General features: G+C 52.3%; 22 protein-coding genes, 4 tRNA genes and 1 riboswitch. Of the genes, 18 read left to right on the forward strand and 8 right to left on the reverse strand.

The window, feature by feature from the left end:
* The first annotated feature begins 192 nt into the window (after positions 1–192).
* Entirely contained in the window at positions 193–1,221 is a 1,029-nt protein-coding gene (murB, locus tag K0335_RS20900) for a UDP-N-acetylmuramate dehydrogenase (protein ID WP_032185243.1), read from the forward strand.
* Positions 1,218–2,183: a bifunctional biotin--[acetyl-CoA-carboxylase] ligase/biotin operon repressor BirA gene (gene birA, locus K0335_RS20905; RefSeq protein WP_000654603.1), complete on the forward strand. Its 966-nt coding sequence runs from the start codon at positions 1,218–1,220 to the stop codon at positions 2,181–2,183. The genes murB and birA overlap by 4 nt, the downstream gene beginning before the upstream one ends.
* Positions 2,184–2,211: 28 nt before the next feature.
* Here the strand turns inward: birA and coaA are convergent, their stop codons facing one another.
* Entirely contained in the window at positions 2,212–3,162 is a 951-nt protein-coding gene (gene coaA / locus K0335_RS20910; protein WP_000023085.1) for a type I pantothenate kinase, read from the reverse strand.
* A 361-nt stretch (positions 3,163–3,523) separates the two neighbouring features.
* Between coaA and K0335_RS20915 the strand changes: the two genes are divergently transcribed.
* The 13 genes from K0335_RS20915 (at position 3,524) to rpoC (ending at position 17,588) form a co-directional block, all read left to right on the forward strand.
* Positions 3,524–3,599: transfer RNA gene (locus K0335_RS20915), tRNA-Thr, on the forward strand.
* A gap of 8 nt (positions 3,600–3,607) precedes the next feature.
* Positions 3,608–3,692: transfer RNA gene (locus K0335_RS20920), tRNA-Tyr, on the forward strand.
* A 116-nt stretch (positions 3,693–3,808) separates the two neighbouring features.
* Positions 3,809–3,883 (forward strand) — tRNA-Gly (locus K0335_RS20925).
* 6 nt (positions 3,884–3,889) lie between these two features.
* Positions 3,890–3,965 (forward strand) — tRNA-Thr (locus K0335_RS20930).
* 114 nt (positions 3,966–4,079) lie between these two features.
* Complete coding sequence (gene tuf / locus K0335_RS20935) at positions 4,080–5,264, forward strand: elongation factor Tu (RefSeq protein WP_000031784.1); 1,185 nt, start codon at positions 4,080–4,082, stop codon at positions 5,262–5,264.
* 229 nt (positions 5,265–5,493) lie between these two features.
* Positions 5,494–5,877, forward strand: coding sequence for a preprotein translocase subunit SecE (secE, locus tag K0335_RS20940; protein WP_219394084.1), 384 nt, complete (start codon positions 5,494–5,496; stop codon positions 5,875–5,877).
* A gap of 1 nt (position 5,878) precedes the next feature.
* Entirely contained in the window at positions 5,879–6,424 is a 546-nt protein-coding gene (gene nusG / locus K0335_RS20945) for a transcription termination/antitermination protein NusG (protein ID WP_001287516.1), read from the forward strand.
* Positions 6,425–6,582: 158 nt separating this feature from the next.
* A complete protein-coding gene (gene rplK, locus K0335_RS20950) occupies positions 6,583–7,011 on the forward strand; it encodes a 50S ribosomal protein L11 (protein ID WP_001085926.1) in 429 nt (142 codons plus the stop codon).
* Positions 7,012–7,014: 3 nt separating this feature from the next.
* A complete protein-coding gene (rplA, locus tag K0335_RS20955; RefSeq protein WP_001096680.1) occupies positions 7,015–7,719 on the forward strand; it encodes a 50S ribosomal protein L1 in 705 nt (234 codons plus the stop codon).
* Between the two features lie 291 nt (positions 7,720–8,010).
* Complete coding sequence (rplJ, locus tag K0335_RS20960) at positions 8,011–8,508, forward strand: 50S ribosomal protein L10 (RefSeq protein WP_001207201.1); 498 nt, start codon at positions 8,011–8,013, stop codon at positions 8,506–8,508.
* Positions 8,509–8,574: 66 nt separating this feature from the next.
* Entirely contained in the window at positions 8,575–8,940 is a 366-nt protein-coding gene (rplL, locus tag K0335_RS20965; protein ID WP_000028878.1) for a 50S ribosomal protein L7/L12, read from the forward strand.
* A 319-nt stretch (positions 8,941–9,259) separates the two neighbouring features.
* Positions 9,260–13,288 carry a DNA-directed RNA polymerase subunit beta gene (rpoB, locus tag K0335_RS20970; protein WP_001353730.1) on the forward strand — a complete coding sequence of 1,343 codons (4,029 nt, stop codon included), beginning with the start codon at positions 9,260–9,262 and terminating at the stop codon, positions 13,286–13,288.
* 76 nt (positions 13,289–13,364) lie between these two features.
* Complete coding sequence (rpoC, locus tag K0335_RS20975) at positions 13,365–17,588, forward strand: DNA-directed RNA polymerase subunit beta' (RefSeq protein WP_000653947.1); 4,224 nt, start codon at positions 13,365–13,367, stop codon at positions 17,586–17,588.
* A 241-nt stretch (positions 17,589–17,829) separates the two neighbouring features.
* Here the strand turns inward: rpoC and thiH are convergent, their stop codons facing one another.
* The 7 genes from thiH to rsd all read right to left on the reverse strand — a co-directional run bounded on the left by thiH (position 17,830) and on the right by rsd (position 23,903).
* Positions 17,830–18,963 carry a 2-iminoacetate synthase ThiH gene (thiH, locus tag K0335_RS20980; protein ID WP_104920559.1) on the reverse strand — a complete coding sequence of 378 codons (1,134 nt, stop codon included), beginning with the start codon at positions 18,961–18,963 and terminating at the stop codon, positions 17,830–17,832.
* Complete coding sequence (thiG, locus tag K0335_RS20985) at positions 18,960–19,730, reverse strand: thiazole synthase (protein ID WP_000944087.1); 771 nt, start codon at positions 19,728–19,730, stop codon at positions 18,960–18,962. The genes thiH and thiG overlap by 4 nt, the downstream gene beginning before the upstream one ends.
* Before the next feature lies 1 nt (position 19,731).
* Complete coding sequence (thiS, locus tag K0335_RS20990; RefSeq protein ID WP_001166235.1) at positions 19,732–19,932, reverse strand: sulfur carrier protein ThiS; 201 nt, start codon at positions 19,930–19,932, stop codon at positions 19,732–19,734.
* The gene (thiF, locus tag K0335_RS20995) at positions 19,916–20,671 is read right to left on the reverse strand and encodes a thiazole biosynthesis adenylyltransferase ThiF (RefSeq protein ID WP_000999744.1); all 756 of its coding nucleotides are present in this window, start codon (positions 20,669–20,671) and stop codon (positions 19,916–19,918) included. Before thiF ends, thiS begins: the two co-directional genes overlap by 17 nt.
* The gene (gene thiE, locus K0335_RS21000; RefSeq protein ID WP_104920560.1) at positions 20,664–21,299 is read right to left on the reverse strand and encodes a thiamine phosphate synthase; all 636 of its coding nucleotides are present in this window, start codon (positions 21,297–21,299) and stop codon (positions 20,664–20,666) included. Before thiE ends, thiF begins: the two co-directional genes overlap by 8 nt.
* Positions 21,299–23,194, reverse strand: a complete 1,896-nt coding sequence (thiC, locus tag K0335_RS21005; protein WP_219394087.1) for a phosphomethylpyrimidine synthase ThiC — start codon at positions 23,192–23,194, stop codon at positions 21,299–21,301. The genes thiE and thiC overlap by 1 nt, the downstream gene beginning before the upstream one ends.
* 80 nt (positions 23,195–23,274) lie before the next feature.
* Positions 23,275–23,375, reverse strand: a riboswitch (TPP riboswitch).
* A gap of 51 nt (positions 23,376–23,426) precedes the next feature.
* Positions 23,427–23,903: a sigma D regulator gene (rsd, locus tag K0335_RS21010; protein WP_000934302.1), complete on the reverse strand. Its 477-nt coding sequence runs from the start codon at positions 23,901–23,903 to the stop codon at positions 23,427–23,429.
* 94 nt (positions 23,904–23,997) lie between these two features.
* On the opposite strand from rsd, the gene nudC reads away from it, so the two are divergent.
* Genes nudC through nfi form a run of 3 tightly spaced genes read left to right on the forward strand, consistent with a single transcriptional unit; the run spans position 23,998 to position 26,556 of the window.
* Positions 23,998–24,771, forward strand: coding sequence for an NAD(+) diphosphatase (gene nudC / locus K0335_RS21015; protein ID WP_104920562.1), 774 nt, complete (start codon positions 23,998–24,000; stop codon positions 24,769–24,771).
* A 39-nt stretch (positions 24,772–24,810) separates the two neighbouring features.
* The gene (hemE, locus tag K0335_RS21020) at positions 24,811–25,875 is read left to right on the forward strand and encodes a uroporphyrinogen decarboxylase (protein ID WP_000137657.1); all 1,065 of its coding nucleotides are present in this window, start codon (positions 24,811–24,813) and stop codon (positions 25,873–25,875) included.
* A 9-nt stretch (positions 25,876–25,884) separates the two neighbouring features.
* On the forward strand, positions 25,885–26,556 hold the full coding sequence (gene nfi / locus K0335_RS21025) for a deoxyribonuclease V (protein ID WP_219394089.1): 672 nt from the start codon (positions 25,885–25,887) through the stop codon (positions 26,554–26,556).
* The last annotated feature ends 9 nt before the right edge of the window (positions 26,557–26,565 follow it).

Raw genomic sequence — 26,565 nt, forward strand, 5'->3', positions numbered from 1 at the left:
CGTAGCGCCGATGGTAGTGTGGGGTCTCCCCATGCGAGAGTAGGGAACTGCCAGGCATCAAATAAAGCAGAAGGCCCAGTCGGAAGACTGGGCCTTTTTGCGTTTCTACAAACTCTCCCTGTCGTCATAACTACAAGCCATCCCCCCACAGATACGGTAAACTAGCCTCGTTTTTGCATCAGGAAAGCAGCTATGAACCACTCCTTAAAACCCTGGAACACATTTGGCATTGATCATAATGCTCAGCACATTGTATGTGCCGAAGACGAACAACAACTACTCAATGCCTGGCAGCATGCAACCGCAGAAGGGCAACCCGTTCTTATTCTGGGTGAAGGAAGTAATGTACTTTTTCTGGAAGACTATCGCGGCACGGTGATCATCAACCGGATCAAAGGTATCGAAATTCATGATGAACCTGATGCGTGGTATTTACATGTAGGAGCCGGAGAAAACTGGCATCGCCTGGTAAAATACACTTTGCAGGAAGGTATGCCAGGTCTGGAAAATCTGGCGTTAATTCCTGGTTGTGTCGGCTCATCACCTATCCAGAATATTGGTGCTTATGGCGTAGAATTACAGCGAGTTTGCGCTTATGTTGACTGTGTTGAACTGGCGACAGGCAAGCAAGTGCGCTTAACTGCCAAAGAGTGCCGTTTTGGCTATCGCGACAGTATTTTTAAACATGAATACCAGGACCGCTTCGCCATTGTAGCCGTAGGTCTGCGCCTGCCAAAAGAGTGGCAACCTGTACTAACGTATGGTGACTTAACTCGTCTGGATCCTACAACCGTAACGCCACAGCAAGTATTTGATGCGGTGTGTCATATGCGCACCACCAAACTCCCTGATCCAAAAGTGAATGGCAATGCCGGTAGTTTCTTCAAAAACCCTGTTGTATCTGCCGAAACGGCTAAAGCATTACTGGCACAATTTCCAACAGCACCAAATTATCCCCAGACGGATGGTTCAGTAAAACTGGCCGCTGGTTGGCTTATCGATCAGTGCCAGCTAAAAGGAACACAAATTGGTGGGGCTGCGGTACACCGTCAACAGGCGCTGGTTCTCATAAATGAGCACAACGCAAAAAGCGAAGATGTTGTACAGCTGGCGCATCATGTAAGACAGAAAGTTGGTGAAAAATTTAATGTCTGGCTTGAGCCTGAAGTCCGCTTTATTGGCGCATCAGGTGAAGTGAGCGCAGTGGAGACAATTTCATGAAGGATAACACCGTGCCGCTGAAATTGATCGCCCTGTTAGCGAATGGCGAATTTCACTCTGGTGAGCAGCTGGGTGAAACGTTAGGAATGAGCCGGGCGGCCATTAATAAACATATTCAAACACTGCGTGACTGGGGCGTTGATGTCTTTACCGTTCCGGGTAAAGGATACAGCTTGCCCGAGCCAATCCAGTTACTTAATGCCGAAAAGATATTGAGTCAGCTGGATGGCGGCAGTGTAGCCGTGTTGCCAGTTATTGACTCCACGAATCAGTACCTTCTTGATCGTATCGGAGAGCTTAAATCGGGCGATGCCTGCGTTGCAGAATATCAGCAGGCTGGTCGTGGTCGCCGAGGTCGGAAATGGTTTTCGCCTTTTGGCGCAAACTTGTATTTGTCGATGTTCTGGCGTCTGGAACAAGGTCCGGCTGCGGCGATTGGTTTAAGTCTGGTTATCGGTATCGTGATGGCGGAAGTATTACGCAAGCTGGGTGCTGATAAAGTTCGTGTTAAATGGCCGAATGACCTCTATCTGCAGGATCGCAAGCTGGCAGGTATTCTTGTGGAGCTGACTGGCAAAACCGGCGATGCGGCGCAAATAGTCGTTGGTGCCGGGATCAACATGGCAATGCGTCGTGTTGAAGAGAGTATCGTTAATCAGGGGTGGATCACGCTGCAGGAAGCTGGGATCAATCTCGATCGTAATGCGTTGGCGGCCATGCTAATACGTGAATTACGTGCGGCGCTGGAACTCTTCGAGCAAGAAGGATTGGCACCTTATCTTTCGCGCTGGGAAAAACTGGATAATTTTATTAATCGCCCAGTGAAACTTATCATTGGTGATAAAGAAATATTTGGCATTTCACGCGGAATAGACAAACAAGGCGCTTTATTGCTTGAGCAGGATGGAATAATAAAACCCTGGATGGGCGGTGAAATATCCCTGCGTAGTGCAGAAAAATAAGAAAGGGGAGCATTAGCTCCCCTTTAAATTATTTGCGTAGTCTGACCTCTTCTACCGCGTGATTAGCACTCTTTGTCAGGATTAAACTGGCGCGCTCACGAGTAGGTAGAATATTTTGCTTTAAGTTCAGCCAGTTGATCTCTTTCCACAATGTCATGGCAGTGTTAATCGCTTCTTCTTTAGTTAATTTCGCGTAGTTATGAAAATAGGAATCCGGGTCTGTAAAAGCCCCTTCGCGGAATTTCAGGAAACGGTTGATATACCACGTCTGAAGTAAGTCTTCCGGTGCATCAACATATATCGAAAAATCGACAAAATCAGAAACAAAAACATGATGTGGATCGTGTGGATAATCCATCCCGCTCTGTAAGACATTTAACCCTTCAAGAATTAAAATATCAGGCTGAACAACCGTTTTATCTCCATCCGGGATCACATCATAAATAAGATGCGAGTAAACAGGTGCCGTAACGTTTGGCACGCCGGACTTGAGATCGGAAACAAACTTCACCAGGCGATGCATATCATACGATTCCGGGAAGCCTTTCTTCTTCATCAGACCACGTTCTTTCAGAACCTGATTAGGGTGAAGGAAGCCATCTGTAGTGATCAGTTCAACACGACGATGTTCCGGCCAACGGCTTAATAGCGCCTGCAATACACGGGCGGTTGTACTTTTCCCCACCGCGACACTACCAGCAATACTGATAATGTAAGGAATGCGTTGCCCGTTGGTACCAAGAAACTGTTCCAGAACTGCCTGACGGCGCAGATTCGAGCTTATATAGAAGTTCAGCAAACGTGACAGAGGTAAATAGATCTCGGCAACTTCTTCTAACGAGAGATCTTCATTAATACCTTTGAGACGGGCGATCTCATCTTCCGATAACGTCATAGGTACGGAATCACGCAGAGCTGCCCACTGGTTGCGGTCAAACTGTAGGTAAGGCGTCATTAACGTTTGCTCTTTTATACTCATAAGCATGTTTCTGGCGGTCATAGCTCTATCGGCAAAGCGATATTTGCCATGGCGCGTCACAGTTCTGTTGAATGGGTTAATGGGCAGGAGGGTAACACCAGATGGGGAGGAATAATAAGAAAAAATCTCTCCCAGGAAGCTATCGTTGAAAAGCAATGTGACAGATATTCCATCTGATAAGAAGAATTATGGTTTAGCAGGAGCGCATTGTTGAGCACAATGATGTTGAAAAAGTGTGCTAATCTGCCCTCCATTCGGCTGTTTCTTCATCGTGTCGCATAAAATGTGACCAATAAAACAAATTATGCAATTTTTTAGTTGCATGAACTCGCATGTCTCCATAGAATGCGCGCTACTTGATGCCGACTTAGCTCAGTAGGTAGAGCAACTGACTTGTAATCAGTAGGTCACCAGTTCGATTCCGGTAGTCGGCACCATCAAGTCCGGTGGGGTTCCCGAGCGGCCAAAGGGAGCAGACTGTAAATCTGCCGTCACAGACTTCGAAGGTTCGAATCCTTCCCCCACCACCAATTTCGGCCACGCGATGGCGTAGCCCGAGACGATAAGTTCGCTTACCGGCTCGAATAAAGAGAGCTTCTCTCGATATTCAGTGCAGAATGAAAATCAGGTAGCCGAGTTCCAGGATGCGGGCATCGTATAATGGCTATTACCTCAGCCTTCCAAGCTGATGATGCGGGTTCGATTCCCGCTGCCCGCTCCAAGATGTGCTGATATAGCTCAGTTGGTAGAGCGCACCCTTGGTAAGGGTGAGGTCGGCAGTTCGAATCTGCCTATCAGCACCACTTCTTTTCTCCTCCCTGTTTTTTCCTTCTGTTTATTGCATTCAACAAGTCGGGCATGTTGCCTGGTTGATGTGGTGATATCACCGATTTATCCGTGTCTTAGAGGGACAATCGATGTCTAAAGAAAAGTTTGAACGTACAAAACCGCACGTTAACGTCGGTACTATCGGCCACGTTGACCATGGTAAAACAACGCTGACCGCTGCAATCACTACCGTACTGGCTAAAACCTACGGCGGTGCTGCTCGCGCATTCGACCAGATCGATAACGCGCCGGAAGAAAAAGCTCGTGGTATCACCATCAACACTTCTCACGTTGAATACGACACCCCGACCCGTCACTACGCACACGTAGACTGCCCGGGGCACGCCGACTATGTTAAAAACATGATCACCGGTGCTGCTCAGATGGACGGCGCGATCCTGGTAGTTGCTGCGACTGACGGCCCGATGCCGCAGACTCGTGAGCACATCCTGCTGGGGCGTCAGGTAGGCGTTCCGTACATCATCGTGTTCCTGAACAAATGCGACATGGTTGATGACGAAGAGCTGCTGGAACTGGTAGAAATGGAAGTTCGTGAACTTCTGTCTCAGTACGACTTCCCGGGCGACGACACTCCGATCGTTCGTGGTTCTGCTCTGAAAGCGCTGGAAGGCGACGCAGAGTGGGAAGCGAAAATCCTGGAACTGGCTGGCTTCCTGGATTCTTACATTCCGGAACCAGAGCGTGCGATTGACAAGCCGTTCCTGCTGCCGATCGAAGACGTATTCTCCATCTCCGGTCGTGGTACCGTTGTTACCGGTCGTGTAGAACGCGGTATCATCAAAGTTGGTGAAGAAGTTGAAATCGTTGGTATCAAAGAGACTCAGAAGTCTACCTGTACTGGCGTTGAAATGTTCCGCAAACTGCTGGACGAAGGCCGTGCTGGTGAGAACGTAGGTGTTCTGCTGCGTGGTATCAAACGTGAAGAAATCGAACGTGGTCAGGTACTGGCTAAGCCGGGCACCATCAAGCCGCACACCAAGTTCGAATCTGAAGTGTACATTCTGTCCAAAGATGAAGGCGGCCGTCATACTCCGTTCTTCAAAGGCTACCGTCCGCAGTTCTACTTCCGTACTACTGACGTGACTGGTACCATCGAACTGCCGGAAGGCGTAGAGATGGTAATGCCGGGCGACAACATCAAAATGGTTGTTACCCTGATCCACCCGATCGCGATGGACGACGGTCTGCGTTTCGCAATCCGTGAAGGCGGCCGTACCGTTGGCGCGGGCGTTGTAGCAAAAGTTCTGAGCTAATTGCCGATAACATTTGACGCAATGCGCACTAAAAGGGCATCATTTGATGCCCTTTTTGCACGCTTTCGTACCAGAACCTGGCTCATCAGTGATTTTCTTTGTCATAATCATTGCTGAGACAGGCTCTGTTGAGGGCGTATAATCCGAAAAGCTAATACGCGTTTCGATTTGGTTTGCCTCGCGATCGCGGGGTGAAAATGTTTGTAGAATACTTCTGACAGGTTGGTTTATGAGTGCGAATACCGAAGCTCAAGGAAGCGGGCGCGGCCTGGAAGCGATGAAGTGGGTCGTTGTGGTGGCATTGCTCCTGGTGGCGATTGTCGGCAACTATCTTTATCGCGACATTATGCTGCCGCTGCGTGCGCTGGCCGTAGTAATTCTGATTGCTGCAGCGGGTGGTGTCGCGCTGTTAACGACAAAAGGTAAAGCTACCGTTGCTTTTGCCCGTGAAGCGCGTACCGAAGTCCGTAAGGTCATTTGGCCGACTCGCCAGGAAACATTGCACACCACGCTGATTGTGTCTGCGGTTACCGCAGTAATGTCACTGATCCTGTGGGGACTGGATGGTATTCTGGTTCGCCTGGTATCCTTTATCACTGGCCTGAGGTTCTGAGATGTCTGAAGCTCCTAAAAAGCGCTGGTACGTCGTTCAGGCGTTTTCCGGTTTTGAAGGCCGCGTAGCAACGTCGCTGCGTGAGCATATCAAATTACACAACATGGAAGATTTGTTTGGTGAAGTCATGGTACCAACCGAAGAAGTGGTTGAAATCCGTGGCGGTCAGCGTCGCAAAAGCGAACGTAAATTCTTCCCTGGCTACGTCCTCGTTCAGATGGTGATGAACGACGCGAGCTGGCACCTGGTGCGCAGCGTACCGCGTGTGATGGGCTTCATCGGCGGTACTTCCGATCGTCCTGCGCCAATCAGCGATAAAGAAGTGGATGCGATTATGAATCGCCTGCAGCAGGTTGGCGATAAGCCGCGTCCGAAAACGCTGTTTGAACCGGGTGAAATGGTCCGTGTTAATGATGGTCCGTTCGCTGACTTCAACGGTGTTGTTGAAGAAGTTGATTACGAGAAATCTCGTCTGAAAGTGTCTGTTTCTATCTTCGGTCGTGCGACCCCGGTAGAGCTGGACTTCAGCCAGGTTGAAAAAGCCTAACCCAGCGATCAAAAAAGCGGCGATTTAATCGTTGCACAAGGCGCGAGATTGGAATACAATTTCGCGCCTTTTGTTTTTATGGGCCTTGCCCGTAAAACGATTTTTTATATCACGGGGAGCCTCTCAGAGGCGTTATTACCCAACTTGAGGAATTTATAATGGCTAAGAAAGTACAAGCCTATGTCAAGCTGCAGGTTGCAGCTGGTATGGCTAACCCGAGTCCGCCAGTAGGTCCGGCTCTGGGTCAGCAGGGCGTAAACATCATGGAATTCTGCAAAGCGTTCAACGCAAAAACTGATTCCATCGAAAAAGGTCTGCCGATTCCGGTAGTAATCACCGTTTACGCTGACCGTTCTTTCACTTTCGTTACCAAGACTCCGCCGGCAGCAGTTCTGCTGAAAAAAGCGGCTGGTATCAAGTCTGGTTCCGGTAAGCCGAACAAAGACAAAGTGGGTAAAATTTCCCGCGCTCAGCTGCAGGAAATCGCGCAGACCAAAGCTGCCGACATGACTGGTGCCGACATTGAGGCGATGACTCGCTCCATCGAAGGTACTGCACGTTCCATGGGCCTGGTAGTGGAGGACTAAGAAATGGCTAAACTGACCAAGCGCATGCGTGTTATCCGCGAGAAAGTTGATGCGACCAAACAATACGACATCAACGAAGCTATCGCTCTGCTGAAAGAGCTGGCGACTGCTAAATTCGTAGAAAGCGTGGACGTTGCTGTTAACCTCGGCATCGACGCTCGTAAATCTGACCAGAACGTACGTGGTGCAACTGTACTGCCGCACGGTACTGGCCGTTCCGTTCGCGTAGCCGTATTTACCCAGGGTGCAAACGCTGAAGCTGCTAAAGCTGCAGGCGCTGAACTGGTAGGTATGGAAGATCTGGCTGACCAGATCAAGAAAGGCGAAATGAACTTTGACGTTGTTATTGCTTCTCCGGATGCAATGCGCGTTGTTGGCCAGCTGGGCCAGGTTCTGGGTCCGCGCGGCCTGATGCCAAACCCGAAAGTGGGTACTGTAACGCCGAACGTTGCTGAAGCGGTTAAAAACGCTAAAGCTGGCCAGATTCGTTACCGTAACGACAAAAACGGCATCATCCACACCACCATCGGTAAAGTGGACTTTGACGCTGACAAACTGAAAGAAAACCTGGAAGCTCTGCTGGTTGCGCTGAAAAAAGCAAAACCGACTCAGGCGAAAGGCGTGTACATCAAGAAAGTTAGCATCTCCACCACCATGGGTGCAGGTGTTGCAGTTGACCAGGCTGGCCTGAGCGCTTCTGTAAACTAATGCCTTTACGTGGGCGGTGATTTTGTCTACAATCTTACCCCCACGTATGCTAACGAAAGTTAGCAGCTGAAAAGATTTGTTCGTTGGAGCCTGGCCTATCCAGGCCTCCGTCGAAGACCGCAGGAGTTTCGCAAGAAACTTAATCCCCTGCGTAGACGGTGACAGAACGCTAAGATTATTCTTTTATATTCTGGCTTGTTTCTGCTCACCGTAATTAAGACGCTCTCTCCGTTTGGAGGAGTGAAGTGAGTTCCAGAGATTTTCTCTGGCAAACATCCAGGAGCAAAGCTAATGGCTTTAAATCTTCAAGACAAACAAGCGATTGTTGCTGAAGTCAGCGAAGTAGCCAAAGGCGCGCTGTCTGCAGTAGTTGCGGATTCCCGTGGCGTAACTGTAGATAAAATGACTGAACTGCGTAAAGCAGGTCGCGAAGCTGGCGTATACATGCGTGTTGTTCGTAACACCCTGCTGCGCCGTGCTGTTGAAGGTACTCCGTTCGAGTGCCTGAAAGACGCGTTTGTTGGTCCGACCCTGATTGCATACTCTATGGAACACCCGGGCGCTGCTGCTCGTCTGTTCAAAGAGTTCGCGAAAGCGAATGCAAAATTTGAGGTCAAAGCCGCTGCCTTTGAAGGTGAGCTGATCCCGGCGTCTCAGATCGACCGCCTGGCAACTCTGCCGACCTACGAAGAAGCAATTGCACGCCTGATGGCAACCATGAAAGAAGCTTCGGCTGGCAAACTGGTTCGTACTCTGGCTGCTGTACGCGATGCGAAAGAAGCTGCTTAATCGCAGTTATCTTTTTAACGCATTCGCTTACGTATAAACTTATTCTGATATTCAGGAACAATTTAAATGTCTATCACTAAAGATCAAATCATTGAAGCAGTTGCAGCTATGTCTGTAATGGACGTTGTAGAACTGATCTCTGCAATGGAAGAAAAATTCGGTGTTTCCGCTGCTGCTGCTGTAGCTGTAGCTGCTGGCCCGGTTGAAGCTGCTGAAGAAAAAACTGAATTCGACGTAATTCTGAAAGCTGCTGGCGCTAACAAAGTTGCTGTTATCAAAGCAGTACGTGGCGCAACTGGCCTGGGTCTGAAAGAAGCTAAAGACCTGGTAGAATCTGCACCGGCTGCTCTGAAAGAAGGCGTGAGCAAAGACGACGCAGAAGCACTGAAAAAAGCTCTGGAAGAAGCTGGCGCTGAAGTTGAAGTTAAATAAGCCAACCCTTCCGGTTGCAGCCTGAGAAATCAGGCTGATGGCTGGTGACTTTTTAGTCACCAGCCTTTTTGCGCTGTAAGGCGCCAGTAGCGTTTCACACTGTTTGACTACTGCTGTGCCTTTCAATGCTTGTTTCTATCGACGACTTAATATACTGCGACAGGACGCCCGTTCTGTGTAAATCGCAATGAAATGGTTTAAGCGTGATAGCAACAGGCATTGCGGAAAGTGTTCCATTTTCCGGTCAACAAAATAGTGTTGCACAAACTGTCCGCTCAATGGACAGATGGGTCGACTTGTCAGCGAGCTGAGGAACCCTATGGTTTACTCCTATACCGAGAAAAAACGTATTCGTAAGGATTTTGGTAAACGTCCACAAGTTCTGGATGTACCTTATCTCCTTTCTATCCAGCTTGACTCGTTTCAGAAATTTATCGAGCAAGATCCTGAAGGGCAGTATGGTCTGGAAGCTGCTTTCCGTTCCGTATTCCCGATTCAGAGCTACAGCGGTAATTCCGAGCTGCAATACGTCAGCTACCGCCTTGGCGAACCGGTGTTTGACGTCCAGGAATGTCAAATCCGTGGCGTGACCTATTCCGCACCGCTGCGCGTTAAACTGCGTCTGGTGATCTATGAGCGCGAAGCGCCGGAAGGCACCGTAAAAGACATTAAAGAACAAGAAGTCTACATGGGCGAAATTCCGCTCATGACGGACAACGGTACCTTTGTTATCAACGGTACTGAGCGTGTTATCGTTTCCCAGCTGCACCGTAGTCCGGGCGTCTTCTTTGACTCCGACAAAGGTAAAACCCACTCTTCGGGTAAAGTGCTGTATAACGCGCGCATCATCCCTTACCGTGGTTCCTGGCTGGACTTCGAATTCGATCCGAAGGACAACCTGTTCGTACGTATCGACCGTCGCCGTAAACTGCCTGCGACCATCATTCTGCGTGCCCTGAACTACACCACAGAGCAGATCCTCGACCTGTTCTTTGAAAAAGTTATCTTTGAAATCCGTGATAACAAGCTGCAGATGGAACTGGTGCCGGAACGCCTGCGTGGTGAAACCGCATCTTTTGACATCGAAGCTAACGGTAAAGTGTACGTAGAAAAAGGCCGCCGCATTACTGCGCGCCACATTCGCCAGCTGGAAAAAGACGACGTCAAACTGATCGAAGTCCCGGTTGAGTACATCGCAGGTAAAGTGGTTGCTAAAGACTACATTGATGAGTCTACTGGTGAGCTGATCTGTGCTGCGAACATGGAGCTGAGCCTGGATCTGCTGGCTAAGCTGAGCCAGTCTGGTCACAAGCGTATCGAAACGCTGTTCACCAACGATCTGGATCACGGCCCGTATATCTCTGAAACCTTACGTGTCGACCCAACTAACGACCGTCTGAGCGCACTGGTAGAAATCTACCGCATGATGCGCCCTGGCGAGCCGCCGACTCGTGAAGCCGCTGAAAGCCTGTTCGAGAACCTGTTCTTCTCCGAAGACCGCTATGACTTGTCTGCGGTTGGTCGTATGAAGTTCAACCGTTCTCTGCTGCGCGACGAAATCGAAGGTTCCGGTATCCTGAGCAAAGACGACATCATTGATGTTATGAAAAAGCTCATCGATATCCGTAACGGTAAAGGCGAAGTCGATGATATCGACCACCTCGGTAACCGTCGTATCCGTTCCGTTGGCGAAATGGCGGAAAACCAGTTCCGCGTTGGCCTGGTACGTGTAGAGCGTGCGGTGAAAGAGCGTTTGTCTCTGGGCGATCTGGATACCCTGATGCCTCAGGATATGATCAACGCCAAGCCGATTTCTGCAGCAGTGAAAGAGTTCTTTGGTTCCAGCCAGCTGTCTCAGTTTATGGACCAGAACAACCCGCTGTCTGAGATTACACACAAGCGTCGTATCTCCGCACTCGGCCCAGGCGGTCTGACCCGTGAACGTGCAGGCTTCGAAGTTCGAGACGTACACCCGACTCACTACGGTCGCGTATGTCCAATCGAAACCCCTGAAGGTCCGAACATCGGTCTGATCAACTCCCTGTCCGTGTACGCACAGACTAACGAATATGGCTTCCTTGAGACGCCGTACCGTAAAGTGATTGACGGTGTTGTAACCGACGAAATTCACTACCTGTCTGCTATCGAAGAAGGCAACTACGTTATCGCCCAGGCGAACTCCAACCTGGATGAAGAAGGCCACTTTGTAGAAGACCTGGTAACTTGCCGTAGCAAAGGCGAATCCAGCTTGTTCAGCCGCGACCAGGTTGACTACATGGACGTATCCACCCAGCAGGTGGTATCCGTCGGTGCGTCCCTGATCCCGTTCCTTGAACACGATGACGCCAACCGTGCATTGATGGGTGCGAACATGCAACGTCAGGCCGTTCCGACTCTGCGTGCTGATAAGCCGCTGGTTGGTACGGGTATGGAACGTGCTGTTGCCGTTGACTCCGGTGTAACTGCGGTTGCTAAACGTGGTGGTGTCGTTCAGTACGTGGATGCTTCCCGTATCGTTATCAAAGTTAACGAAGATGAGATGTATCCGGGTGAAGCAGGTATCGACATCTACAACCTGACCAAGTACACCCGTTCTAACCAGAACACCTGTATCAACCAGATGCCGTGTGTGTCTCTGGGTGAACCGGTAGAACGTGGCGACGTGCTGGCAGACGGCCCGTCCACCGACCTCGGTGAACTGGCGCTCGGTCAGAACATGCGTGTAGCGTTCATGCCGTGGAATGGTTACAACTTCGAAGACTCCATCCTCGTATCCGAGCGTGTTGTTCAGGAAGATCGTTTCACCACCATTCACATTCAGGAACTGGCATGTGTGTCCCGTGACACCAAGTTGGGGCCAGAAGAGATCACCGCTGACATCCCGAACGTGGGGGAAGCTGCGCTCTCCAAACTGGATGAATCCGGTATCGTTTACATTGGTGCGGAAGTGACCGGTGGCGACATTCTGGTTGGTAAGGTAACGCCGAAAGGTGAAACCCAGCTGACTCCAGAAGAAAAACTGCTGCGTGCGATCTTCGGTGAGAAAGCGTCTGACGTTAAAGACTCTTCTCTGCGCGTACCAAACGGTGTATCCGGTACGGTTATCGACGTTCAGGTCTTTACTCGCGATGGCGTAGAAAAAGACAAACGTGCGCTGGAAATCGAAGAAATGCAGCTCAAACAGGCGAAGAAAGACCTGTCTGAAGAACTGCAGATCCTCGAAGCGGGTCTGTTCAGCCGTATCCGTGCTGTGCTGGTAGCCGGTGGCGTTGAAGCTGAGAAGCTCGACAAACTGCCGCGCGATCGCTGGCTGGAGCTGGGCCTGACCGACGAAGAGAAACAAAATCAGCTGGAACAGCTGGCTGAGCAGTATGACGAACTGAAACACGAGTTCGAGAAGAAACTCGAAGCGAAACGCCGCAAAATCACCCAGGGTGACGATCTGGCACCGGGCGTGCTGAAGATTGTTAAGGTATATCTGGCGGTTAAACGCCGTATCCAGCCTGGTGACAAGATGGCAGGTCGTCACGGTAACAAGGGTGTAATTTCTAAGATCAACCCGATCGAAGATATGCCTTACGATGAAAACGGTACGCCGGTAGACATCGTACTGAACCCGCTGGGCGTACCGTCTCGTATGAACATCGGTCAGATCCTCGAAACCCACCTGGGTATGGCTGCGAAAGGTATCGGCGACAAGATCAACGCCATGCTGAAACAGCAGCAAGAAGTCGCGAAACTGCGCGAATTCATCCAGCGTGCATACGATCTGGGCGCTGACGTTCGTCAGAAAGTTGACCTGAGTACCTTCAGCGATGAAGAAGTTATGCGTCTGGCTGAAAACCTGCGCAAAGGTATGCCAATCGCGACGCCGGTCTTCGACGGTGCGAAAGAAGCAGAAATTAAAGAACTGCTGAAACTTGGCGACCTGCCGACTTCTGGTCAGATCCGCCTGTACGACGGTCGCACTGGTGAACAGTTCGAACGTCCGGTAACCGTTGGTTACATGTACATGCTGAAACTGAACCACCTGGTCGACGACAAGATGCACGCGCGTTCCACCGGTTCTTACAGCCTGGTTACTCAGCAGCCGCTGGGTGGTAAGGCACAGTTCGGTGGTCAGCGTTTCGGGGAGATGGAAGTGTGGGCGCTGGAAGCATACGGCGCAGCATACACCCTGCAGGAAATGCTCACCGTTAAGTCTGATGACGTGAACGGTCGTACCAAGATGTATAAAAACATCGTGGACGGCAACCATCAGATGGAGCCGGGCATGCCAGAATCCTTCAACGTATTGTTGAAAGAGATTCGTTCGCTGGGTATCAACATCGAACTGGAAGACGAGTAATTCTCGCTCAAACAGGTCACTGCTGTCGGGGTAAAACCCGGCAGCGGATTGTGCTAACTCCGACGGGAGCAAATCCGTGAAAGATTTATTAAAGTTTCTGAAAGCGCAGACTAAAACCGAAGAGTTTGATGCGATCAAAATTGCTCTGGCTTCGCCAGACATGATCCGTTCATGGTCTTTCGGTGAAGTTAAAAAGCCGGAAACCATCAACTACCGTACGTTCAAACCAGAACGTGACGGCCTTTTCTGCGCCCGTATCTTTGGGCCGGTAAAAGATTACGAGTGCCTGTGCGGTAAGTACAAGCGCCTGAAACACCGTGGCGTCATCTGTGAGAAGTGCGGCGTTGAAGTGACCCAGACCAAAGTACGTCGTGAGCGTATGGGCCACATCGAACTGGCTTCCCCGACTGCGCACATCTGGTTCCTGAAATCGCTGCCGTCCCGTATCGGCCTGCTGCTCGATATGCCGCTGCGCGATATCGAACGCGTACTGTACTTCGAATCCTATGTGGTTATCGAAGGCGGTATGACCAACCTGGAACGTCAGCAGATCCTGACTGAAGAGCAGTATCTGGATGCGCTGGAAGAGTTCGGTGACGAATTCGACGCGAAGATGGGTGCGGAAGCAATCCAGGCTCTGCTGAAGAGCATGGATCTGGAGCAAGAGTGCGAACAGCTGCGTGAAGAGCTGAACGAAACCAACTCCGAAACCAAGCGTAAAAAGCTGACCAAGCGTATCAAACTGCTGGAAGCGTTCGTTCAGTCTGGTAACAAACCAGAGTGGATGATCCTGACCGTTCTGCCGGTACTGCCGCCAGATCTGCGTCCGCTGGTTCCGCTGGATGGTGGTCGTTTCGCGACTTCTGACCTGAACGATCTGTATCGTCGCGTCATTAACCGTAACAACCGTCTCAAACGTCTGCTGGATCTGGCTGCGCCGGACATCATCGTACGTAACGAAAAACGTATGCTGCAGGAAGCGGTAGACGCCCTGTTGGATAACGGTCGTCGCGGTCGTGCGATCACCGGTTCTAACAAGCGTCCTCTGAAATCTTTGGCCGACATGATCAAAGGTAAACAGGGTCGTTTCCGTCAGAACCTGCTCGGTAAGCGTGTTGACTACTCCGGTCGTTCTGTAATCACCGTAGGTCCATACCTGCGTCTGCATCAGTGCGGTCTGCCGAAGAAAATGGCACTGGAACTGTTCAAACCGTTCATCTACGGCAAGCTGGAACTGCGTGGTCTTGCTACCACCATTAAAGCTGCGAAGAAAATGGTTGAGCGCGAAGAAGCTGTCGTTTGGGATATCCTGGACGAAGTTATCCGCGAACACCCGGTACTGCTGAACCGTGCACCGACTCTGCACCGTCTGGGTATCCAGGCATTTGAACCGGTACTGATCGAAGGCAAAGCTATCCAGCTGCACCCGCTGGTTTGTGCGGCATATAACGCCGACTTCGATGGTGACCAGATGGCTGTTCACGTACCGCTGACACTGGAAGCCCAGCTCGAAGCGCGTGCGCTGATGATGTCTACCAACAACATCCTGTCCCCGGCGAACGGCGAACCAATCATCGTTCCGTCTCAGGACGTTGTATTGGGTCTGTACTACATGACCCGTGACTGTGTTAACGCCAAAGGCGAAGGCATGGTACTGACTGGCCCGAAAGAAGCAGAACGTCTGTATCGCTCTGGTCTGGCTTCTCTGCATGCGCGCGTTAAAGTGCGTATCACCGAGTATGAAAAAGATGCTAACGGTGAATTAGTAGCGAAAACCAGCCTGAAAGATACGACCGTTGGCCGTGCTATTCTGTGGATGATTGTACCGAAAGGTCTGCCTTACTCCATCGTCAACCAGGCGCTGGGTAAGAAAGCAATCTCCAAAATGCTGAACACCTGCTACCGCATTCTCGGTCTGAAACCGACCGTTATTTTTGCGGACCAGATCATGTACACCGGCTTTGCATATGCAGCGCGTTCTGGTGCATCTGTTGGTATCGATGACATGGTCATCCCGGAGAAGAAACACGAAATCATCTCCGAGGCAGAAGCTGAAGTTGCTGAGATTCAGGAGCAGTTCCAGTCTGGTCTGGTAACTGCGGGCGAACGCTACAACAAAGTTATCGATATCTGGGCTGCGGCGAACGATCGTGTATCCAAAGCGATGATGGATAACCTGCAAACTGAAACCGTTATTAACCGTGACGGTCAGGAAGAGAAGCAGGTTTCCTTCAACAGCATCTACATGATGGCCGACTCCGGTGCGCGTGGTTCTGCGGCACAGATTCGTCAGCTGGCGGGTATGCGTGGTCTGATGGCGAAGCCGGATGGCTCCATCATCGAAACGCCAATCACCGCGAACTTCCGTGAAGGTCTGAACGTACTCCAGTACTTCATCTCAACCCACGGTGCTCGTAAAGGTCTGGCGGATACCGCACTGAAAACGGCGAACTCCGGTTACCTGACTCGTCGTCTGGTTGACGTTGCGCAGGACCTGGTGGTAACCGAAGACGATTGTGGTACCCATGAAGGTATCATGATGACGCCGGTTATCGAGGGTGGTGATGTTAAAGAGCCGCTGCGCGATCGCGTACTGGGTCGTGTAACTGCTGAAGACGTTCTTAAACCGGGTACTGCTGATATCCTGGTTCCGCGCAACACGCTGCTGCACGAACAGTGGTGTGACCTGCTGGAAGAGAACTCTGTCGACGCGGTAAAAGTACGTTCTGTTGTATCTTGTGACACCGACTTTGGTGTATGTGCGCACTGCTACGGTCGTGACCTGGCACGTGGCCACATCATCAACAAAGGTGAAGCAATCGGTGTTATCGCGGCACAGTCCATCGGTGAACCGGGTACACAGCTGACCATGCGTACGTTCCACATCGGTGGTGCGGCATCTCGTGCGGCTGCTGAATCCAGCATCCAGGTGAAAAACAAAGGTAGCATCAAGCTCAGCAACGTGAAGTCGGTTGTGAACTCCAGCGGCAAACTGGTTATCACTTCCCGTAACACCGAACTGAAATTGATCGACGAATTCGGTCGTACCAAAGAAAGCTATAAAGTGCCTTACGGTGCAGTACTGGCGAAAGGCGATGGCGAACAGGTTGCTGGCGGCGAGACCGTTGCAAACTGGGACCCGCACACCATGCCGGTTATCACCGAAGTAAGCGGTTTTGTACGCTTTACTGACATGATCGATGGCCAGACCATTACTCGTCAGACCGACGAATTGACCGGTCTGTCTTCGCTGGTGGTTCTGGATTCCGCAGAACGTACCGCAGGTGGTAAAGATCTGCGTCCGGCACTGAAAATCGTTGATGCTCAGGGTAACGACGTTCTGATCCCGGGTACCGACATGCCTGCGCAGTACTTCCTGCCGGGTAAAGCGATTGTTCAGCTGGAAGATGGCGTACAGATCAGCTCTGGTGACACCCTGGCGCGTATTCCGCAAGAATCTGGCGGTACCAAGGACATCACCGGTGGTCTGCCACGCGTTGCGGACCTGTTCGAAGCACGTCGTCCGAAAGAGCCGGCAATCCTGGCTGAAATCAGCGGTGTGGTTTCCTTCGGTAAAGAAACCAAAGGTAAACGTCGTCTGGTTATCACCCCGGTAGACGGTAGCGAGCCGTACGAAGAGATGATTCCGAAATGGCGTCAGCTCAACGTGTTCGAAGGTGAACGTGTAGAACGTGGTGACGTAATTTCCGACGGTCCGGAAGCGCCGCATGACATTCTGCGTCTGCGTGGTGTTCATGCTGTGACTCGTTACATCGTTAACGAAGTACAGGACGTATACCGTCTGCAGGGCGTTAAGATTAACGATAAACACATCGAAGTTATCGTTCGTCAGATGCTGCGTAAAGCTACCATCGTTAACGCGGGCAGCTCCGACTTCCTGGAAGGCGAACAGGTTGAATACTCTCGCGTCAAGATCGCAAACCGCGAACTGGAAGCGAACGGCAAAGTGGGTGCAACTTACTCCCGCGATCTGCTGGGTATCACCAAAGCGTCTCTGGCAACCGAGTCCTTCATCTCCGCGGCATCGTTCCAGGAGACCACTCGCGTGCTGACCGAAGCAGCCGTTGCGGGCAAACGCGACGAACTGCGCGGCCTGAAAGAGAACGTTATCGTAGGTCGTCTGATCCCGGCAGGTACCGGTTACGCGTACCACCAGGATCGTATGCGTCGCCGTGCTGCAGGTGAAGCTCCGGCTGCACCGCAGGTGACTGCAGAAGACGCATCTGCCAGCCTGGCAGAACTGCTGAACGCAGGTCTGGGCGGTTCTGATAACGAGTAATCGTTAATCCGCAAATAACGTAAAAACCCGCTTCGGCGGGTTTTTTTATGGGTGTTATTCAGAGGGCAAATTCTTCATGGGAAATATTAAGAAAGGCAGGGCGAAACGAGGAAGAAGCTTTTCGCCCTGGACAACATTCCTGCTGACGGTACTAACATAAAAAAACGCAACGCTTTCAACAACCTTGCGTTTTTCATCTTCCGTAGCTGCTCGGAATAAATTTACGTTCTTACATTCTGTCTCATGTCCTTTGCGAGGCGCGTCCCAGATAGCTGTCCCAGTCTTTCCATACCGGCTGCAAACCCTGAGCAGTTAATGCAGCAGCAACGGCTTCCGGCCTGCGATCGTCGTGCGGTGAGAATTGCTCCAGCTCCGGATAATTGTCGGCATAGCCACCAGGTTGCGTTTTCGAGAAGGCGCTGACGTTATTGATCGCCAGCGGAATAACGCGATCGCGAAACCACGATGATTCCCGCGTGGAGAGTGACAGTTCAATCTCCGGCGCAAGTAGGCGGAAGGCGCAGATAGTTTGCACTAACTGGCGTTCATCCATAATCGACGCTGGCTCAATCCCGCCAGTACACGGGCGCAGGCGCGGGAAGGAGACAGAGTAACGGCTTTGCCAGTAATGTTGTTGCAGCCATAGCAAATGTTCGGCAACCATATAGCAGTCAACGCGCCAGCTGTCGGAAAGGCCGATTAGCGCGCCGAGGCCTATCTTATCTATCCCCGCACGGCCCAGCCGATCCGGCGTTTCCAGCCGCCAGAAGAAGTCCTGTTTTTTCCCTTTCAGATGATGGTGGGCGTATGTCGCCTCGTGATATGTCTCCTGATAAACCATCACCCCATCCAGACCAAGTTGCTTTAACTCGGCGTATTCCGCTTCCGCCAGTGGCTGTACTTCCATCTGTAGTGAAGAGAACTGTTCACGCAGGACAGGGAGATGACGACGAAAGTAATCCATCCCCACTTTCGCCTGATGTTCACCAGTGACCAGCAATAGATGTTCAAAGCCCATCTCCCGGATAGCGGCGCTTTCCCTGGCGATATCCGCTTCATCCAGCGTTTTACGCTTGATGCGATTGCTCATGGAAAATCCGCAGTACGTGCAGTCGTTAGCGCAAAGATTGGAAAGATAAAGCGGGACGTAGAAGCTGACGACGTTGCCAAATCGCTGGCGGGTCAGGCGCTGCGCCCGTTGAGCCAGTGGTTCCAGGTATTCACTGGCGGCAGGTGATAGCAATGCCATCATATTGTCGCGAGTGAGTTGCGAGGCATTGAGCGCCCGCTCTACGTCAGCAGCCGTTTTGCTGTTGATACGCAGGCGGATGTCGTCCCAGTCCAGTTGTCGCCAGCGATCGCTGAAGGTTTTCATGCCGATGCCTCCAGAAATCCGGTCAGCGGGCTAGTGGCATGAGCAAAATGACTGCGACTGCCCGGCCCGGACTGACGTGCCAGCAGGCCGGCGTCTACCGCCAGACGAAATGCCTTCGCCATGTTGACGGGATCGTCCGCGACGGCAATCGCCGTATTCACTAACACCGCATCGGCTCCCATTTCCAGCGCCTGCGCGGCATGGCTGGGAACGCCAATGCCAGCATCAACGACCACCGGAACCGTGGCTTGCTGGATAATAATCTCCAGCATGGCGCGGGTTTCCAGTCCCTGATTAGAGCCAATTGGTGCGCCGAGCGGCATTACTGCTGCACAGCCCACTTCCTCCAGACGTTTGCACAACACTGGATCGGCACCGCAGTAAGGCAGCACGACAAATCCCTGTTGCACCAACGTTTCGGCGGCTTTCAGGGTTTCGATGGGATCGGGCAATAGCCAGCGGGCGTCAGGGTGAATCTCTAATTTTAGCCAGTTTGTGCCTAACGCTTCACGTGCCAGATGAGCGGCGAAAATGGCTTCTTCCGCAGTTTTCGCCCCAGAAGTATTTGGCAGCAGTGTCACACCCGCCGCGATAAGTGGATCGAGGATAGCATCGTTGTGTTGGCGCAAGTCGACGCGTTTCATCGCCAGCGTCACCAGTTGGCTGCCGGAAGCGCGGATCGCCTCCACCATCAATTGTGAAGAGGCGAATTTCCCGGTGCCGGTAAACAGATGTGAATCAAACGTTTTGTCCGCAATACGTAACATCTCAACCCCCTGCAATAACCTGAAAAAGCAGGATCTGGTCGCCATCCTGCACGATATGTTGCGCCCATTGCTCCCGCGGGACGATTTGCTGATTAATTGCCAGTGCCGCACCTGCTTGTTGTTGATTGAGTTGCTCCAGCAACTCGTGAACAGTTTGCCCGGCGGCGCACTGCATCGGTTGATCGTTAAACAGGATCTGCATTGCTTCCTCCGCATACCGGGCAACCTGTAGCGCGGCGCAACGCCAGGTTGCGCCATTGGTTTAATTTACCGTCAAACAGTCGAAGATATCCCGCAGGGGTCTCTATACCACTCAATAGCTTAATTGCTTCCAGTGCCTGTAACGTGCCCATAACCCCGACCACCGGGCCAACCACGCCCGCCGTGCGGCAGTTGCGTTCTGGCTCCTGGTTATCCGGCCACAGGCAGCGGTAACACCCCTGTTCCCAGGGCGGCGTCAGTACCATCAACTGACCGCCAAATCCGACCGCGCTGGCGGTGATAAGCGGTGTGTTAAGTGCTACGCAGGCGGCATTAATCTCCTGGCGAGTCGCCATGTTGTCGGTACAGTCGAGAACCACATCGGCCCGTGCTACCGCATCTTTTAACGCCTTACCCGTTAACCGTTGTTGTAATGCTGTCAGTTGAATGTCGGGATTCAACTGTGTCAGTCGTTGTTGGCTGACCTGCGATTTCGGGCGATCGATATCTTCAGTGGTAAAGAGGATTTGTCGTTGCAGATTGCTCAAATGCACATCGTCGTCATCTGCCAGTACCAGCGTCCCGACACCAGCTCCCGCCAGGTATAGCGCAGCAGGTGTACCCAACCCACCCAGACCGATAATCAGCACCTGGCTGTCGAGCAGTTTTTGCTGCCCGTCAAGAGCGATATCGTCGAGCAGGATTTGACGGCTATAACGCATAAAATCACGGTCATTCATCGCCAACTCCTGCAATTTCCAGCAACTGTTCCGTTGCCAAACGCCAGTCTGCGGCTTGGGTAATGGCACTGACGACGGCGATACTGCCAACACCTGTCGCCATCACCGCAGGCGCGCGCGGCAGGCTGATACCGCCAATCGCCACGGTGGGATAAGCTGCCAGACGCTCAATGTGTCGTGCCAGCTGTTCCAGCCCCTGCGGTGCAGAAGGCATCTGTTTGGTTTGGGTCGGGAACACATGTCCTAGCGCGATATAAGAAGGACGTGCTGCCAGCGCGACGTCGATTTCCATGTCATCATGAGTCGAAACGCCCAGCCGCAGGCCTGCCGCGCGGATGGCGCTGAGATCGGTGGCTTGCAAATCTTCCTGCCCCAGATGGACGCCATACGCCTGATGCTTAATCGCCAGCCGCCAGTAATCGTTGATAAACAGCCGTGCGTTATAGCGGCGGCCCAGCGCAATTGCTGCTACGACATCGGCTTCCACCTCTTCATCGCGCCGATCTTTGATGCGCAGCTGGAGAGTACGCACGCCTGCATCCAACAGACGTTCGATCCACTGTACGCTGTCCACTACCGGGTACAGTCCTAAACGAAAAGGTACGTGAGGAAAATCAGGCTGATACATCACGCTTCCTCCTTACGCAGGTAGATTTCTCCACCTCTGGCACGGAAGTTCTCCGACATATCCGCCATTCCCATTTCAATGGTTTGCGCGGCGGCGTAATCACGTACTTCCTGGCTGATTTTCATCGAGCAGAATTTCGGCCCACACATGGAGCAAAAATGGGCGACTTTGCCGGACTCTTGCGGCAGGGTTTCATCGTGATAAGCGCGGGCGGTAAACGGGTCGAGGGCCAGATTAAACTGGTCTTCCCAGCGAAATTCGAAGCGGGCTTTCGACATGGCGTTATCGCGAATTTGCGCGCCCGGATGCCCTTTCGCCAGGTCGGCGGCGTGGGCGGCAATCTTATAGGTGATAAGCCCCTGCTTAACATCTTCTTTATTAGGCAGACCCAGATGCTCTTTTGGCGTTACGTAACAGAGCATCGCGCAGCCAAACCAGCCAATCATCGCCGCGCCAATCCCCGATGTGAAGTGGTCATAACCCGGCGCAATATCAGTAGTTAGCGGCCCGAGGGTATAGAACGGTGCTTCGTGGCAGTGCTCTAACTCCTCGGTCATATTGCGGCGGATCATCTGCATCGGCACGTGGCCTGGACCTTCAATCATCACCTGCACGTCATATTCCCAGGCGATTTTGGTCAGTTCGCCTAGCGTATGTAGCTCGGCAAACTGCGCTTCATCGTTGGCGTCCTGAATAGAACCGGGGCGCAGGCCGTCGCCCAAGGACAACGAAACATCATAAGCGGCACAGATTTCACAAATTTCGCGGAAGTGTTGATAGAGGAAATTTTCCTGATGATGGGAGAGGCACCATTTCGCCATAATCGAACCGCCGCGAGAGACGATACCGGTCAGGCGTTTCGCGGTCATCGGCACGTAGCGCAGTAGCACGCCCGCATGGATAGTGAAGTAATCCACACCTTGCTCGGCCTGTTCCAGCAGCGTGTCCCGGAACGCTTCCCAGGTAAGATCTTCAGCGATCCCATTAACCTTCTCCAGCGCCTGGTAGATCGGCACTGTACCAATCGGCACCGGGCTGTTACGCAAAATCCATTCGCGAGTTTCGTGAATATAGCGACCGGTGGAAAGATCCATCACTGTATCCGCCCCCCAGCGCGTAGACCATACCAGCTTTTCCACTTCTTCTTCGATGGAAGAGGTGACTGCCGAGTTGCCGATATTGGCGTTAACCTTCACCAGAAAGTTGCGACCAATAATCATCGGCTCCGATTCCGGATGATTAATGTTGGCCGGGATAATCGCACGTCCGGCAGCAACTTCATCACGGACAAATTCCGCGGTGATATTTTCCGGCAGACGTGCGCCAAAGCTCATTCCCGGATGCTGGTGGCGCAAAACTTCGCTACGTATGCGCTCGCGACCCATATTCTCGCGAATGGCGATGAATTCCATTTCGGGTGTGATGATGCCCCGGCGGGCGTAGTGCAGTTGGGTGACGCGGCGTCCTGCTTTGGCGCGCTTTGGGGTTAATACGCCGCTAAAACGCAGCTCGTCGAGGCCATCATCTGCCAGCCGTGCTTTAGTGTAATCGGAACTGCGCACGGTAAGTTCTTCGGTATCGCCGCGTGCATCGATCCACGGCTGGCGTAGTTTTGCCAGTCCTTGCTGCACGTTAATGGCGATCTGCGGATCGCCATACGGACCGGAGGTATCGTAGACGGGAATCGCTTCGTTTTCTTCGTACTGCGGCTGTTCTTTGCTACCACCGATTAGCGTCGGGCTAAGCTGGATCTCACGCATCGGCACGCGCACGCCGGGTTGTGTGCCGGTGATGTAAATGCGTTTTGAGTTTGGAAAGGCGGTGCCTTCCAGGGTGTCGATAAAATGTTGGGCCTGGGCGCGTTGCTCGCGGCGGGTCAGTTTTGTTGCAGACATAGCTCATTCCAAAAAGTTAAGGACGTGGCTTGTCAGACGACGGATGAAGCAAGAGACGATCGCCGCAAAGGCGATGCGATAGCAGATTAACTCTTGTTCCCTTCGCAGGTATTAGCCTGATCAGGTTCCGCGGATCCCGAATAAACGGTCTCAGCCAGTTAAGGCACTCCGACAAGAAATTAGCCCCGCAAACGGGGCGTTGAATGTAAATTACGCGTTAACAGCGCAGAACTCAAGCAGGATGTTTGACGCGGGCGGCGTCAAGCACCAGCAGAATCAGCTTATCTTCCAGCACAAAGCGCGCTTCCAGGGCCTCGCCGATGTCAGATAAAACCTGTTGAAACTCAAGGTAATTATCATGATCGATAGCGGTTTCCAGGCTGGAATCGTAGTAATCCATAATCTGTTGGGTATTGGCTTCGAGTTGTGGCCAAATCTTCGCGGCGCGTGCGAGTTGCCCATTGCCTTCCAGTTTATGAAGAATGCGCTCATAAATACTGAAATGTCCGGCAGACAAGTAATCGACCAGGCTCTGACAAAAATCATCAAGGGCTTTTTCGTTTAGCCTCATGTACGATTCTTTGCCAGGCTTAATGCCAACCAGATTGTAGTAAGCCACGAGCAGATGCTTACGTACATGTAGCCAGCGATCAACCAGTTTGTTACTTCCTCTGACGCGCTCCGTCAGGTTATCGAGCTGGTTAAGCATGATTGACTCCGCAAGTTTGTATTCAAAAACTGCTCAGTGAGAAATGTAAAAACCATGTTAAACATGCCAGTGATGCAAAGGTAGTGCAAGAGCTATGGATCGTATAATTGAAAAATTAGATCACGGCTGGTGGGTCGTCAGCCATGAACAAAAATTATGGTTGCCGAAGGGAGAATTGCCATATGGCGAAGCGGCAAATTTCGATCTTGTGGGTCAGCGCGCACTACAAATCGGCGAATGGCAGGGGGAACCTGTTTGGTTAGTACAACAGCAGCGGCGTCACGATATGGGGTCGGTACGTCAGGTCATTGATCTCGATGTTGGGCTGTTTCAACTGGCCGGACGTGGCGTGCAACTGGCGGAGTTTTACCGATCGCATAAATACTGTGGTTACTGCGGGCATGAAATGTATCCGAGCAAAACCGAATGGGCGATGCTGTGCAGCCATTGTCGTGAGCGTTACTACCCGCAAATCGCCCCATGCATTATTGTTGCCATCCGTCGCGATGATTCGATCCTCCTCGCCCAGCATACCCGCCATCGTAACGGTGTCCATACGGTACTTGCCGGATTCGTCGAAGTGGGCGAAACCCTCGAGCAGGCGGTCGCGCGGGAAGTGATGGAAGAGAGCGGAATTAAAGTTAAAAACTTGCGGTACGTGACTTCCCAGCCGTGGCCGTTTCCCCAGTCGCTGATGACCGCATTTATGGCGGAATATGATAGCGGCGACATCGTGATTGATTCGAAAGAGCTGCTCGATGCGAACTGGTATCGCTACGATGATTTACCGTTACTTCCGCCGCCCGGCACCGTGGCGCGCCGTCTGATAGAAGATACGGTGGCGATGTGTCGGGCAGAGTATGAGTGATGATACACTGACCGCCTGACGCACTAAGGAACAGCCAAAATGACCGAACTCAAAAACGATCGTTATCTGCGGGCGCTGCTGCGCCAGCCCGTTGATGTCACTCCAGTATGGATGATGCGCCAGGCGGGTCGCTATCTACCGGAATATAAAGCCACGCGCGCCCAGGCGGGCGATTTTATGTCGCTGTGCAAAAATGCAGAGCTGGCGTGCGAAGTGACTTTGCAACCGCTGCGTCGCTATCCGCTGGATGCGGCGATCCTCTTTTCCGATATCCTCACCGTGCCGGACGCGATGGGGTTAGGGCTCTATTTTGAAGCCGGAGAAGGTCCGCGTTTTACCTCGCCAGTCACCTGCAAAGCCGACGTCGATAAACTGCCAATTCCGGACCCGGAAGATGAGCTGGGTTACGTGATGAACGCGGTGCGTACCATTCGTCGCGAACTGAAAGGCGAAGTGCCGCTGATTGGTTTTTCCGGCAGCCCGTGGACGCTGGCGACCTACATGGTGGAAGGCGGCAGCAGCAAAGCGTTCACCGTGATCAAAAAGATGATGTATGCCGATCCACAGGCGCTGCACGCGCTACTCGATAAACTGGCGAAAAGCGTCACTTTGTATCTGAATGCGCAGATTAAAGCCGGTGCTCAGGCCGTGATGATCTTCGATACCTGGGGCGGGGTGCTTACCGGGCGCGATTATCAACAGTTCTCGCTTTATTACATGCATAAAATTGTTGATGGTTTACTGCGTGAAAACGACGGTCGCCGCGTGCCAGTCACGCTGTTTACCAAAGGTGGCGGACAGTGGCTGGAAGCGATGGCAGAAACCGGTTGCGATGCGCTGGGCCTCGACTGGACAACGGACATCGCCGATGCGCGCCGCCGCGTGGGCAATAAAGTCGCGCTGCAGGGTAATATGGATCCGTCGATGCTGTACGCGCCACCTGCCCGCATTGAAGAAGAAGTCGCGACTATACTTGCAGGTTTCGGTCACGGCGAAGGTCATGTCTTTAACCTTGGTCACGGTATTCATCAGGATGTGCCGCCAGAACATGCTGGCGTGTTTGTGGAGGCTGTGCATCGGTTGTCTGAACAATATCACCGCTAAGGAGTGATTATGGATCTCGCGTCATTACGCGCTCAACAAATCGAACTGGCTTCTTCTGTGATCCGTGAGGATCGACTTGATAAAGATCCGCCGGATCTGATCGCCGGAGCCGATGTCGGGTTTGAGCAGGGCGGAGATGTGACGCGAGCGGCGATGGTGCTGCTGAAATACCCCTCTCTTGAGCTGGTGGAGTATAAAGTGGCACGCATCGCCACCACCATGCCTTACATTCCAGGTTTTCTTTCCTTCCGCGAATATCCTGCGCTGCTGGCAACGTGGGAGATGCTGTCACAAAAGCCGGATTTAGTGTTTGTCGATGGTCATGGGATCTCGCATCCGCGCCGTCTTGGCGTTGCCAGCCATTTTGGCTTATTAGTGGACGTACCGACCATTGGCGTAGCGAAAAAGCGGTTATGCGGTAAATTCGAGCCGCTCTCCAGCGAACCGGGCGCGCTGGCACCGTTGATGGATAAAGGCGAGCAGCTGGCCTGGGTCTGGCGCAGTAAAGCGCGCTGTAACCCGCTATTTATCGCAACTGGCCATCGTGTCAGCATGGATAGTGCGCTGGCCTGGGTACAACGCTGCATGAAAGGCTATCGTCTGCCGGAGCCAACGCGCTGGGCAGACGCGGTGGCTTCGGAACGTCCGGCGTTCGTGCGCTATACAGCAAATCAGCCCTAATTCAGGTAA

The sequence above is a fragment of the Escherichia sp. GZ89 genome, from assembly GCF_019366485.1.
Lineage (GTDB): Bacteria > Pseudomonadota > Gammaproteobacteria > Enterobacterales > Enterobacteriaceae > Escherichia > Escherichia fergusonii.